12 protein-coding genes and 1 pseudogene are annotated in these 12,624 nt (G+C 63.0%); 11 read left to right on the top strand and 2 right to left on the bottom strand.

The window, feature by feature from the left end:
- Nucleotides 1–127: 127 nt before the first annotated feature.
- Both KIO76_RS31820 and KIO76_RS23930 read left to right on the top strand, forming a co-directional pair.
- On the top strand, nt 128–451 hold the full coding sequence (locus KIO76_RS31820) for a pyridoxal-phosphate dependent enzyme (protein ID WP_363316825.1): 324 nt from the start codon (nt 128–130) through the stop codon (nt 449–451).
- Between the two features lie 184 nt (nt 452–635).
- Nucleotides 636–785: pseudogene (locus KIO76_RS23930) on the top strand (transposase); the annotation flags it as partial.
- A gap of 32 nt (nt 786–817) precedes the next feature.
- On the opposite strand, the gene KIO76_RS23925 reads toward KIO76_RS23930, so the two are convergent.
- Entirely contained in the window at nt 818–1,606 is a 789-nt protein-coding gene (locus tag KIO76_RS23925) for an IclR family transcriptional regulator (protein WP_213326087.1), read from the bottom strand.
- 55 nt (nt 1,607–1,661) lie between these two features.
- On the bottom strand, nt 1,662–3,131 hold the full coding sequence (locus tag KIO76_RS23920) for a CoA transferase (protein ID WP_249730136.1): 1,470 nt from the start codon (nt 3,129–3,131) through the stop codon (nt 1,662–1,664).
- Nucleotides 3,132–3,359: 228 nt separating this feature from the next.
- On the opposite strand from KIO76_RS23920, the gene KIO76_RS23915 reads away from it, so the two are divergent.
- The 9 genes from KIO76_RS23915 to KIO76_RS23875 all read left to right on the top strand — a co-directional run bounded on the left by KIO76_RS23915 (nt 3,360) and on the right by KIO76_RS23875 (nt 12,321).
- Nucleotides 3,360–4,298: a Bug family tripartite tricarboxylate transporter substrate binding protein gene (locus tag KIO76_RS23915; protein ID WP_213326085.1), complete on the top strand. Its 939-nt coding sequence runs from the start codon at nt 3,360–3,362 to the stop codon at nt 4,296–4,298.
- Between the two features lie 128 nt (nt 4,299–4,426).
- A complete protein-coding gene (locus KIO76_RS23910; protein ID WP_213326084.1) occupies nt 4,427–5,629 on the top strand; it encodes a thiolase family protein in 1,203 nt (400 codons plus the stop codon).
- Between the two features lie 10 nt (nt 5,630–5,639).
- Nucleotides 5,640–6,029, top strand: coding sequence for a Zn-ribbon domain-containing OB-fold protein (locus KIO76_RS23905; RefSeq protein WP_213326083.1), 390 nt, complete (start codon nt 5,640–5,642; stop codon nt 6,027–6,029).
- A 46-nt stretch (nt 6,030–6,075) separates the two neighbouring features.
- Nucleotides 6,076–6,966, top strand: coding sequence for a fumarylacetoacetate hydrolase family protein (locus KIO76_RS23900; RefSeq protein WP_213326082.1), 891 nt, complete (start codon nt 6,076–6,078; stop codon nt 6,964–6,966).
- A 46-nt stretch (nt 6,967–7,012) separates the two neighbouring features.
- Entirely contained in the window at nt 7,013–8,209 is a 1,197-nt protein-coding gene (locus tag KIO76_RS23895; RefSeq protein ID WP_213326081.1) for a CaiB/BaiF CoA transferase family protein, read from the top strand.
- A gap of 261 nt (nt 8,210–8,470) precedes the next feature.
- A complete protein-coding gene (locus tag KIO76_RS23890) occupies nt 8,471–8,926 on the top strand; it encodes a tripartite tricarboxylate transporter TctB family protein (protein WP_213326080.1) in 456 nt (151 codons plus the stop codon).
- Nucleotides 8,927–8,939: 13 nt separating this feature from the next.
- Nucleotides 8,940–10,448: a tripartite tricarboxylate transporter permease gene (locus KIO76_RS23885; protein WP_213326079.1), complete on the top strand. Its 1,509-nt coding sequence runs from the start codon at nt 8,940–8,942 to the stop codon at nt 10,446–10,448.
- A gap of 6 nt (nt 10,449–10,454) precedes the next feature.
- Entirely contained in the window at nt 10,455–11,120 is a 666-nt protein-coding gene (locus KIO76_RS23880; protein ID WP_213326078.1) for a polysaccharide deacetylase family protein, read from the top strand.
- Between the two features lie 127 nt (nt 11,121–11,247).
- Complete coding sequence (locus tag KIO76_RS23875) at nt 11,248–12,321, top strand: tartrate dehydrogenase (protein ID WP_213326077.1); 1,074 nt, start codon at nt 11,248–11,250, stop codon at nt 12,319–12,321.
- Nucleotides 12,322–12,624 lie beyond the last annotated feature (303 nt).

Raw genomic sequence — 12,624 nt, 5'->3', positions numbered from 1 at the left:
AGGAGTTGGCAACTGTCGCTCGCTACACTTGAGGTCACGTGCGTAGCAGATTTCTCACCCGGGTCTGCCGGCCATGGCGCCGGTTTTCACCTGTTGAAATATTCGCGCCGTTCACGGGTGCCAGCCGGTGCACCGACTTTGTGCTCGGAGGATCCAAACAGCCAGTTGGGCTCAGCCGTATTCACCTCCCTATAGAGGGCCCGCGGCAGGAACTCGGCTTGCGCCTTCTAGTGAAGGCCGAGTGCCTTCAACGCACTGGTTCATTCAAGTTCGCGGCGCGCTCAATCGTGTGCAAGTGCTAACCGAGGAAGAACGAGCGCGCGGCAGCGTCACTTTCTCAGCCGGAAATCGCGGTCATGCTTTGGCGACCGCAGCCCAAAAAGCCGGTTGTCGGGCCGTAATGATCATGCCGTCGGATGCAGCTGCTGAAGGAAATTTGGCGATGGACTGACCGTCCCTGTCCCCGAGCGGCACCGTCAATCGACCGCTCTTAACGGCCTTTTCAGGCGTGCCGGAGAACGAGTTCGCCAATCTCGCGCTGGCCGAAGCGATCGGCATGGAACTGCCTGAACGCGAGCCGCGCGGCGTGCCGCGTGCCTGCGACCGGAGGGTGCTGAACGGCATCAAGCCCGTGACTCTATCGCCAGCGCAACCTCGTCGAGCGCTTCTTCTCAAAGCTCAAGCCCTACCGCGTCGTTTCAACACGATACGAAAAGCTCACCGCAAACTTCCTCGCTGCCGTCAAACTCGTCGCAGCACGGATCTGGGATGCGCTTTATGAGTGACCTGGAGCAAGGCAGCAAGAGATCGACGTGCTCTAGCTCCGTGTCTCCAGGAAGCGCTCCATTGCCTCCGCCGCTTTCAGGAGATCGGGCAGATAGCGGTCGACGATCGTCGGACCGTCGTAGGTCAAGGTGGCGCTGGTCGAGAGCCCGTAACGCACGCGCCCTCCGACACGGATCGGAACCGCGAGCGAAGCCATGCCGAGCGCGGTCTCCTGGCAGGTGTAGATCCAACCCTGCCGGCGCGCCTCCTCCATCTGTTTCTTGAGGCGAGGCAGATCGGCGACCGTGAACGGGGTGACCGCCGCAAGCGGCTTCGTCCCATCATACAGCGCCTCGAAATCATCCGGCGGGAGATCGCCGAGGAGCAGCTTCCCGGAGGAAGACGCATGCGCGGGAAAGCGCGTTCCGACGGACATGTAGTCGCGCTGCAGACGCTTTGCCGTCGCCCGTGCAATGCAGACGACCTCGCGCCCGTCGCGCGTCATCACCGAGCAGCTTTCGTTGAGCCTGTCTGAAAGTTCGGCAAGACGCGGCTGTATCAGACTGAAGGCTGGCAGCGAGGCAAGATAGGAATAGCCAAGCTGGAGCGTGCGTGCCGAGAGGTGGAAGCGCCGGTCTTTCTCATCGTAGGTCATGTAACCGAGCTTCGACAGCGTCATCAGCACGCGCCGCGTCGATCCGGGACTGAGCCCCACCTTCTGGGCCACAGCGCTCAAGGTCATGGACGGCGAATCGGGCCCGAACGCCTCTATGACGGCAAGGCCCTTCGCCAACGACTTGATGAAATCGGGATCTTCGCCTTCGGACATATTCTTCGACACACCCAACCTCGTTCTGTCGCGACAGCGATTTTCATCCGAAAGCCTGGAACGCCCGTCAAGAGACAAGTGGAGGCGTCGCAACATCAAGAATGTCATTGTCGAGCGCCGTTCTCCAGCGCAAAGGCGAGGCTCCGGCCGGCTCGGGCGGCAAGTCCCAACGGCTTGGGGTGCCGGAATAGCTTACGATCGGCAGAGGGTGTTCCACGAGCCCAAAGGGCGTTGGGGTCACCGTGAGCTCATCCGGGCGGGGTACTGGCAGCTCGGTGACGCCTTGGGGGCCATCTGGCCACTGCACGGCGGGCAGGCGGCCGAGGTCCTGCAGCCACATCGAGCAGGCGGTGAGCGAGACCTTGACGTGGTAGCTGCCACCAAGGCGCGCCCGCTTCAACAGTGCACTCGTCACGCCCGCAGCGGCCAGATAGCCGGCGAGATAGTCGTTGAGCGTGAAGGTCGGCGCCATGAGTGGTGCTGTGATCGAGCCCTCGCCTGCGACGAGCCCGCTGACCACCTGGCCGAGGGGGTCGTAGCCAGCCCGTGTCGCCCACGGCCCGTCGTAGCCGTAGCAGCTGACAGAGACGTAGATGAGCCCTGGCTGCAGTTCCGCAAGCGCCTGCGGCGACAGGCCCCGCGCGTCGAGCGAGCCCGGCCGCCATGAATGCGCGAACACATCCGCGCCGGCAATGAGATCGCGGAGACTGTCGACATCGCCCGCGCTGTTGAGATCGACGAAAGCCGACCGCTTGCCGAAGCCGGTGTCGATCTGAATATGCGGGGGATCAGGCTGAAAGGGGGCCGACACGTGCAGCACCTCCGCGCCCTGCTCGGCGAGCTGACGCGATGTGACCGGCCCCGCAAGCACGTGGCCCATGTCCACCACCCGAATTCCGGAAAGCGGCCGCTCTGCGGCCAGTAGAGGGACGAGCGGTCCTTCGCCGATGCGTTCGATCTCGACGGGAATGCGGGGCGCGAGGTGCCGCCCTTGAGGGCTTGCGAGCCATTCGTCGCGCGTGCGGACCATCGCACCGATCACCTTGGCGTCGGCCATCGCATCCTCGAGTTCCTCGGCTTTCCAGCGGCCGATCGCCTTCTCCAGAGAAGCCGTTGCGGGGGAACAATCGAGAAAGGCGAGCAGGCGGCTGAAATGCTCGTGGTAGAAGGCATGCCGCAGCACATACATGAGGCGCCCATCGGCCGTCTCAAAGAACACCTTGTCCTCCGAGGCCGGGCGCATCAGTTGCAGCTTATGGCCATCGCGCTTGACGTAAGAGAGCGTTCTGAGCCCGGGCACGGCCGCACGCCGTAGATCGATGCTGATCCCCTGGTGATCCCCGCCGCGTTCTGTCCAGATCTCGCGAATGCCGATGGCGTGCGCGGCGAGCGCCACAGCGCTGGCCAGCCCGGGTCGAAAGCGGCTCGGCACTACGGGATCAGTACCATGGATCGCCACGTCTCTATCGGCATTACCCACGGGAAGGTCAAGGCGCTCCAGCAATCGCGCCAGCACGTCGCTCGGCATTGTTTGCATGGGCAATCTCTATCTCCGGTATGCGGATAATTCTCCTATATCCGAAACATCTCGTAGCTGGTGTCGGAGTGGCCTGTCAATCCAGGCTGCGCCACCGCCCAAAAAATCAGGCCGGATGCTTGACACCCTCTCCTAACCGGAGCAGTCTTCGAATAACGGAAAGATTTTCGCTATACGGAAACACCGGAGGAGCGCAGAATGTTTATGAGACAGGGTGGGTTGTCGCTATTGCTGGCCGTCGCCCTGGGATCTGCCGCCCAGGCGCAGGAGGCTTATCCCAGCAGAGCCATCCATGTGATCGTGCCGCTGCCCGCCGGCTCGGCGGCCGACGGCGTGGCCAGGATCGTCATGCCCGCGGCCGAGAAATTGCTGGGCCAGCCGATCATCATCGAAAACGAGGGCGGGGCGGCGTCCATACCCGGCACGGCCCGCGCCGCCAAGGCGAAGCCCGATGGCTATACCTTTCTGTTCGGCACGGTCGCGACACAAGCTTCAAACCCGAATATTTTCAACAAGTTGCCGTACGATCCGTCCAAGGACTTCACGGCTGTCGCGCGGGTCGCCGGCCAGAGCCTCGTGATGGCGGTGCCGAAAGTGAGCGGCGTCAAAACAATCGATGAATTCGTCGCCAAGGCGAGGAAGTCCGGGAACATGAGCTACGCGTCGGCCGGCATCGGCACCTCGGCTCATCTTTCCGCGGAACTGCTCAAACTTCGCACGGGGATTCCGCTGCGCCACATTCCTTATCAGGGCGGTTCGCAATCGGTCCTCGACCTTATGCGGGGCGAAACAGACGCCATGTTCTACTCGCTCGCCCAGTTCCAGCCCGGCCTGCAGTCGGGCGAACTGATCCTGCTCGGCAATGCCGGCGAGACGCGTACCAAGTTCAAGTCCGACCTGCCCACCCTGCGTGAACTTGGTTACGACGTGGTGATCAACTCCTGGTACGGCCTGTACACGCCGACCGGAACGCCCTCGGAAGCGATCGAAAAGATGGCGGCCGCCGTCAACAAGGCGCTCACCGAGCCGGCCGTGATCGAGGCGCTCGAAAAAACCGGCACCGAGGTCTATGCGACCGCATCGCCGGCCGAATTCCAGAAATTCACTGATGTGGAGCGGACCCGCTACGGCGAACTCATCGCGGCAGCCGGCATCCCGAAGAAGTAGTTCGACGCCAACCACCGCGCGCCATTCCCCGCCTCCGCCGATGCCGCGCAGGTTCCCGCAAGTGCCTCTCCGTCTGCCTTGGCCTTTCGCCGGCGGATACAGCCACTCTCACTTTCCGGAGCGTTTCAATGCCCCACCCCGGCGCAGAAGCCGTGATTGCCGGCCTCGGCGAGCCGCCTGTCGGACGTCTTACCGGCTCCAATCCGACCGAGCTGCATGTCGAAGCAGCGATGCTTGCAATCGAGGATTCCGGCATCGACAAGCACGATATCGATGGATTGATGACATCAGGAACATTCCTGAACGACAATATTCGTCATCACATGATCATCGGCGAACATCTAGGACTTCACTGCAAGACGTTCTGCGATACCTTGCGGACCGGAGGGCAATCCTATCTCAACGGCGTGCAGATCGCGAAATGGGCCGTCGAGACTGGCCAGTGCAAGGCTGTTCTGCTGCTGCGCGGCGACAATATTCTCACCGGTGTCCCAAAGGGTACAGGACTCAAGGCCTATATCGATTATGGCGCGCATCCCCTGGAGTTCGAAGTCCCCTTTGGCATCACCGTACCGGGTGTCTACGCCATGGTGGCGCAGCGCCATATGCACGAATTCGGAACGACACCAGAGCAGCTTGCCGCCATCGCGGTCGCCTGCCGCAAACACGCATCCATGAACCCCAAGGCGTTCAAGCGCGAGCCGATCACGATCGCGGATGTGCTGGAATCGCCCATGGTCAGCACGCCGCTGCGTCTTCTCGATTGCAGCCCAATCTGCGACGGCGCGGGTGCGATCCTTATCACTTCCCTCGAAAGGGCTCGCGACCTCAAGACGAAGCCGGTGCGCATCCTTGGCACCGGCCAGGCGCAATCCTACTATCACCTCGCCCATCTCGCGCGGGCAACCGGCGCGCGCGCCGAGGACAAGGCGCGCTTCGGTCTGACGCGGACCGTTCAATCGGTGGCTGCCGAACAGGCTTTCGGCCGCGCCGGCGTCAAGCCGAGCGACATCGACGTCGCCGAGCTCTACGATTCCTTCACGATTACGGTCCTGTTGCAGCTTGAGGACCTCGGCTATTGCGCCAAGGGCGAGGGCGGCGCCTTCGCGGCCGGCGGGCGGCTCGAACTCGGCGGGGAACTGCCGGTGAACACGCACGGCGGACTGCTTTCCTTCGGCTCGAGCGGTGGCATTAATCACATCATCGAGGCGGCGCGTCAGATGCGCGGAGAAGGTGGCGAGCGCCAGGTACCGAATGCGCAGCTCGCGTTGGCCACCAATGTCAGCGCGGTCGCTTCCAACCATTCCATTGCCATTCTCGGCCGCGACTGAGGGGTTTGCCATGTCTCGATCACTGCCTGTTCCCTCCAAGATCTCGCAGCCCTTCTGGGATTCCTGCAAAGCTGAGCGCATGCGGCTCCAGCGTTGCGACGATTGCGGCACCTACGCCTATTATCCCGTCTACGTCTGCCCCGAATGCGCTTCGCGCGCCCTGACCTGGACGAGCGTCAGCGGCGCGGGGACGGTCCACACATTCACGGTCGCGGCCCGTTCGAGCTTCGACATCGAGGGGCCGCTGGTGGTCGCTCTCATCGAACTCGACGAAGGCGCGATGATGGTGAGCAATATCATTACCAGTGCGCCGGAAAACGTGCACATCGGCATGCCCGTGCGCGTCCGTTACGAGAAGGCGTCGGACGACATCACCCTCCCCATGTTCGAGCCGGCGTGAATCGGCCGCTTCGGGCAACCGGCGTCCCGCAAGGATCCAAAACCAGATGAGATTGGCAACCATTGCAACCGAGGCCGGCCCGCGACCGGCCGCCGTCCTCGGCGAGCGCGTGCTCGATATCACGGCGGGGTGGCGCGCGGACAGCACGCCTCCGCACTCCCTGCTGGACGTCATCGCTGGCGGACGGCCGTCCCTCGCGCTTCTGCAGCAACAGATCGATGGCGCCGAGGCGCGTGCCTGGCGGCCGCTCGACAGCGTCCGCCTGCTGGCGCCCATTCCCCGCCCCTCGAAGAACGTGGTCTGTGTCGGACGCAACTACAAGCTTCATGTGGAGGAAGGTGCGCGCGCCCGGGGCGTGCCGGTCGACTACCCCAAGGTTCCCGAGTTTTTCACCAAGCCGCCAACGGCTGTCATCGGCACGGAAGCCGACATCGAGCTGCCTGGTATAACGAACAAGCTCGACTACGAGGTCGAACTCGCCTTCGTCGTCGGGCGCACGGCCCGCAACATCCGCGCCGAGGACGCACTCGATCATATCTTCGGCGTCACCGTCCTCAATGACGTGACGGCGCGTGACCTGCAGCGAAGCCACGGCCAATGGTTCAAGGGCAAGGGGCTTGATACGTCCTGTCCGATCGGACCGTGGATCGTCACCACGGACGAGTTCGACCTGCGGGCCGGCCATCGGCTCTGGCTGACCGTCAACGGCGAGCCGCGCCAGGACTCGGTGACATCGGACATGATCTTCGACTGCGCACGCATCCTCGAGAGCCTCTCGGCCGGCATGACCGTCGAGGCCGGCGACATCATCACCACGGGCACACCGTCCGGTGTCGGCCTCGGCCTCGACCCGCAGATCTGGCTGAAGGACGGCGACGTCATCGAGGCCGGAATCGACGGGATTGGACATATCACAAACAGGGTTCGGGCCGTCTAGGGCGGGAGCCCCGCGCGGCTGCCTGCCACAGCATAGGAACGTGAGTATGGTCTCTTCCAATACGATCGACAATTCAGGCGCGCTGAAGAAGGGTGCGCTCAACGGCATCCGCGTGGTCGATGTCTCGCGTGCGCTCGCCGGTCCCTTCACCACCATGCTCATGGGCGATCTGGGGGCTGACGTCATCAAGCTCGAAATGCCCGGCACGGGGGATGAATCGCGCTATTGGGGGCCTCCCTTCGCCACTTATATGTCATCGAACCGCAACAAGCGGTCGGCGGAGGTGGACCTGCATACCGAAGAGGGCCGAAACATCTGTCTCGACCTCATTCGCAACGCCGATGTGCTTGTCGAGAACTTCCGCCCTGGCACGATGAAGCGTTTCAAGCTCGATTACGAGACTGTCGCGAAGATCAAACCCGATCTGATCTATTGCTCGATCAGCGCCTACGGGCAGACGGGTCCCATGTCGCACCGCCCGGGCATCGACCTGATGGTGCAAGCCGTCAGCGGACTGATGTCGCAGACCGGCGAGCCGGACGGGCGCGCCATGAAGGCGGGCGGTCCGATCGCCGACATCGTCGGAGGGTTCTCGGCGGTGGTCTCGATCATGGCGTCGCTGATGGAGCGCCGCGAGACCGGGCGCGGACGCTATATCGACATCGCGATGCTGGATGCATTGATGATGGTGCTCAACCAGCAGATCGTCACCTATACGGCGACTGGCAAGCCCTATGCGCGCGTCGGCAATGCCCATCCGCTGATGGCGCCTTACGAGAGTTTTCCGGCCTCCGACCGCGAATTTGTGATGGCCGTGACCAACGAGAAGGCCTGGAAGGCCTTCATCTCCATTCCGGAATTCGCGCATCTCGACGAAGTCCCGGAGTTCAAGGCGCAGGTCGACCGCAATATCAATCGGGTGAAGATGCTTGAAGAGATCTATCGCGTCTTCAGGATGAAGCCAGCTGAATACTGGCTTGCGGAACTTGACAAGCGCGGCATTCCGTCAGAGCCCATCCTCACCTTGCCGGAGGTCGTGTCGCACCCGCATATTAAAGAACGGGGCTCGCTCATGGAGATCGAATACCCGCCCGGTTCGGGCACCCGGGTTGTCATTCCGGGCATGCCCTGGAGGGATGTCGCAGCCCCTCGCATCCAGCGCGACCCGCCCGGTCTCGGTCAGCACACCCGCGAAATTCTCGAAGAACTTTACGGGGCGGATGGCAAAAAGGCGGCTTGCTAGAGCATTTTCGAGCGAAGGGGACACTGGTTCGCGTGAAGAAAATGCGTAAAATCAAAGACCTAGAGCATTTCCGGTGAACCGGAGTTTACCGGAAATGTTCTGACCCCTGTCCTGGGGGAAGGTGGCGCGTTCCGCGCGATGACATGGAACGAAACAAGCCTTGAGTGATCCGTGAGAAATGCGGTTCATGGCATGCGCCCAGATTGCGTGAGCGCCATCATAAGAACGAAAGAACGGCAAGTGCCGGTTACGGAGGAGACCATGACGTGGAACAGGGCGGATGTCGCCGCGGGGCTGATCTTTTTGGGGATCGGAAGTGTTCTGGCCGTCTATGCGCTGGCGACGCTTGAGATCGGGTCGGCAGCCGCGATGGGGCCGGGCTTCTTTCCGCTCGCGCTCTGCGTCATCCTCGCCGTGCTCGGGGCCGGCATCCTCTTCGGTGCCCGCAACGACGAGGCCGAGCCCGCCGCACCAGTCAACTGGCGCGCCGTGATCTTCGTCATGGCGGCGCCGATCGCCTTCGGCATGACGCTGCGCAGCCTCGGGCTCGTGCCCTCGCTCGTCATCGCGATGTCCCTCGCCGTCACGGCGAGCCGCACCATCGGTTTCCTGAAGGGCGCTGCGATCGTCGCCGGCATGACAGTCTTCTGTGTGGCCGTCTTCTATTACGGATTGCGCGTGCCGGTCGAGCTCGTGAATTCCGGCCTCTTCCACTAAAAGGCGTGGCGATATGGGTATTCTGGACGGCATTCTGCTCGGCTTTACGCAAGCCGCGACCCCAACAGCACTCCTGTTCTGTCTCATCGGTGTCCTGCTCGGCACGCTCATCGGCGTCCTTCCCGGTATCGGACCGAGCGCGACCATTGCCATGCTCCTGCCGATCACGCTCGGGCTTGACCCGCTGACAGCGCTCATCATGCTGGCCGGCATCTACTACGGTGCCCAGTACGGCGGGTCGATCACGGCGATCCTGGTCAACCTGCCGGGGGAGCCCTCGACGGCGGTGACCGCCATCGACGGCTATCAGATGGCGCGCCAGGGCCGTGCCGGCTCAGCCCTCGCCATCTCTGCGATAGGCTCTTTCATCGCCGGCACGATCGCCACCGTCGTCCTGGCGGTCGCATCGCCCGCGCTGAGCCAGGTGGCGCTTAAGTTCGGGGCTCCCGAGTATTTCGCGCTGACGCTGCTCGGCATCGTCCTCGTCGTGGTGCTGTCCCGCGGCTCTCTCCTCAAGGGCCTTGCCATGGCCACCTTCGGCCTCCTGCTCGGCCAGGTCGGCACCGACGTTTTCACCTCCGATACGCGCTTCACCTTCGGGCTCGACGAGTTGCGCAGTGGTGTCAGCTTTATCGCTGTGTCGGTGGGCGTGTTCGGCATCGCCGAGATCCTGCGTAACCTGGAGCAGGATTCCACCACCCCGCGCGCCCTGCACAAGATCAATCGTCTTATGCCGACGCGCGAGGACTTCCGCCGCAGTGTCGGGCCGATCCTGCGCGGGACGTTTCTTGGCTCCCTGCTCGGCGTCCTGCCGGGAGGCGGCGCTTTCCTGTCGTCATTCGCGTCCTATGCGGTGGAAAAGCGCTTCTCGCGGCATCCCGAAGAATTCGGCAAGGGCGCGATCGAAGGCGTCGCGGGGCCCGAGAGTGCCAACAACGCCGGTGCGCAGACCTCGTTCATCCCCATGCTGACCCTTGGCGTCCCCTCCAACGCCGTGATGGCGCTGATGATCGGTGCGATGGTCGTGCAGGGCATCCAGCCGGGGCCGCGCGTCATCGTCACGCAGCCCGAGCTGTTCTGGGGGCTGGTCGCTTCCATGTGGATCGGCAACGCCATGCTGGTGGTGTTGAATTTGCCGCTCGTCGGAGCCTGGGTGAGCATGCTCCGCATCCCTTACGGCATCCTTTTCCCCGGGATCCTGGCCTTTTCATGCATCGGCACCTTCAGTGCCAATGGCAGCACGATGGAGCTGTATATTCTCGCCGCCGCGGGTCTCGCCGGCTATATCTTCACGCGCATCGGCTGCGATGCCGCGCCTTTCCTTCTCGGCTTCGTGCTCGGGCCGATGGTCGAGGAGCATTTCCGACGGGCAATGCTCATCTCTGAGGGCAACCTCGGCGTGTTCTTCGAACGGCCGATCAGCGCGGTGCTCATGCTGTCGGTCGTCGTGCTCGCCCTGCTCACCTTCGTGCCCTCGCTCCTGAGCACCCGCAAGGTCGTCTTCAGCAATGCCGATGATTAGGCAGACATGATGCGCCCGATAACACTGACGTTCGACAACGGTCCCGATCCGGAAGTCACCCCCGGGGTGCTCGATACGCTGCGCCGGCACGGCATAAGTGCGACATTCTTCGTCGTCGGCAATCGCCTCGCCGACGCGCGCGCGGTCAGCGAGCGCGCCCATGACGAAGGGCACTGGATCGGCAACCACACCTGGAGCCACTCCCTGCCGTTCCGCGAGAGGAGCGATGACGCTTTCGTACGCGCGGAGATCGACGATACGCAGGCCGTCATCGGCGATCTCGCCCATCCGGACCGGCTCTTCCGGCCTTACGGCGGACAGGGGCGTCTCGACGGCGCGCTCACCTCAAACGCGGCTGCGCATCTTGAAAAAGGTGGGTTCACCTGCGTCCTCTGGAATGCCGTGCCGGGCGACTTCAAGGACTACGACGGCTGGCCCGCCACCGCGCTTGCGCAGGTCGAGCCGCTCGCCTGGCCGCTGGTCGTCCTGCACGATGTCCACGCCGCCGCCATGCGCCATCTCGACCGCTTCCTCGGCACGTTGAAGGACCGCGGCTTCTCCTTCGAACAAGCCTTTCCCCCAGATTGTGTCGCCATCGCGCGCGGACGCGCGACCGGGGTGCTCGGAAGCGGCGTTGTCTCGGACGAGGGCCGACCCGAAAAGACAGAATAATTCGACACCATCCAAGTCTATCAAGCGTGCCAGATTGGTTAATTTTCTTTTTTATGATCGAGAACGGCAAGGTCCGCCAACACACGGATCGGATCCGCGTGGCATGTGGCCTTCGGGAGGAACCGCGATGGCGGGCAACAGATTGAAGATTGCATTGATCCCCGGCGACGGTATCGGCAAGGAGGTCGTGCCGGAGGGTGTGCACGTGCTCGAAGCGGCTGCGCGCCGGTTCAACATCGCGCTTGATTTCAACGAATTCGATTTCGCGTCATGCGATTACTACCTCAAGCACGGGGACATGCTCCCGGACGACTGGAAGACGAGACTAGGCGGCCACGATGCCATCTATTTCGGCGCAGTCGGCGCCCCGGACCTTGTTCCGGACCACATCTCGCTCTGGGGATCGCTGATCAAGTTCCGCCGCGAGTTCGACCAGTATATCAACCTGCGACCCTGCCGGTTGATGCCGGGGGTGCCGTCGCCGCTCGCCGGTCGCAAGGCTGGCGACATCGACTTCGTCGTTGTCCGGGAGAACACCGAGGGCGAGTATTCGTCCCTGGGTGGCATCATGTTCGCCGGCACGGACCGCGAATTCGCGGTGCAGGAAACGGTCATGACCCGCATCGGTGTCGACCGTGTGCTGCGCTATGCCTTCTCGCTTGCCCGCCAACGCAAGGCGCGTCATCTCACCTCGGCGACCAAGTCGAACGGCATCTCAATCACGATGCCCTACTGGGATTCCCGCGTTGAAACTATTGCCGCCGATTATCCCGAGGTGCACCGGGACAAGTATCACATCGACATCCTGACCGCGCATTTCGTCTTGAACCCGGACCGCTTCGACGTGGTCGTGGCTTCGAATCTGTTCGGCGATATCCTGTCGGACCTGGGGCCTGCCTGCACAGGTACAATCGCAATCGCGCCCTCCGGCAACATCAATCCCGAGCGGCTTTTTCCCTCCCTCTTCGAACCGGTCCACGGATCGGCGCCGGACATCGCCGGCCTGGGGATCGCCAACCCGATCGGCCAGATCTGGGCTGGTGCGATGATGCTGGAGCACCTCGGGCACCGCGAGGCAGCGGTCGCCATTATTACGGCTATCGAGACGGTGCTCGCCGACCCGAGCCTCAGGACGCGCGACCTCGGCGGCACCGCCGACACGGTCACCTGCGGCGGTGCCATCGCGGCGGCGGTCGCCTAACGACGCGGACGAAAGACCAAAGCGGCCCGGCCGGGCTGTTTCTCCCCCTCAGCTTCGGGTTTTTATCCAGTCGGCTCAGATGAAAGCGATTGATCAATCCCAAGCCGGTCCGCAGCTCATCCGTGCACGATGAAGTTGCTGGAGCAGATTCTGCATTGGAACGCCGTTTGCTTGAAACGTTTGTATTGGTTTCCAATGCAACCGGCCCTCTGCAGCGCGCATCGCACCAAGGCTACGCCTGGAAACAGGCGCTCGATAAGACTTAGAATGTCACCCACCACTCCAGGCACGTGCACGGCGAAA

The organism is Chelatococcus sp. YT9 (assembly GCF_018398315.1).
In the GTDB taxonomy this organism is placed as follows: domain Bacteria; phylum Pseudomonadota; class Alphaproteobacteria; order Rhizobiales; family Beijerinckiaceae; genus Chelatococcus.
Note: the sequence above shows the minus strand (reverse complement) of the source record. Positions and strands in the feature narration are given on the sequence as shown.

Bases quoted from the DNA above. Each gene is read 5' to 3' on its own strand.
- KIO76_RS23885 (WP_213326079.1), top strand. From the start codon at position 8,940: ATGGGTATTCTGGACGGCATTCTGCTCGGCTTTACGCAAGCCGCGACC.
- KIO76_RS23910 (WP_213326084.1), top strand. From the start codon at position 4,427: ATGCCCCACCCCGGCGCAGAAGCCGTGATTGCCGGCCTCGGCGAGCCG.
- KIO76_RS23880 (WP_213326078.1), top strand. From the start codon at position 10,455: ATGATGCGCCCGATAACACTGACGTTCGACAACGGTCCCGATCCGGAA.
- KIO76_RS23890 (WP_213326080.1), top strand. From the start codon at position 8,471: ATGACGTGGAACAGGGCGGATGTCGCCGCGGGGCTGATCTTTTTGGGG.
- KIO76_RS23920 (WP_249730136.1), bottom strand. From the start codon at position 3,131: ATGCAAACAATGCCGAGCGACGTGCTGGCGCGATTGCTGGAGCGCCTT.
- KIO76_RS23905 (WP_213326083.1), top strand. From the start codon at position 5,640: ATGTCTCGATCACTGCCTGTTCCCTCCAAGATCTCGCAGCCCTTCTGG.
- KIO76_RS23895 (WP_213326081.1), top strand. From the start codon at position 7,013: ATGGTCTCTTCCAATACGATCGACAATTCAGGCGCGCTGAAGAAGGGT.
- KIO76_RS23900 (WP_213326082.1), top strand. From the start codon at position 6,076: ATGAGATTGGCAACCATTGCAACCGAGGCCGGCCCGCGACCGGCCGCC.
- KIO76_RS23875 (WP_213326077.1), top strand. From the start codon at position 11,248: ATGGCGGGCAACAGATTGAAGATTGCATTGATCCCCGGCGACGGTATC.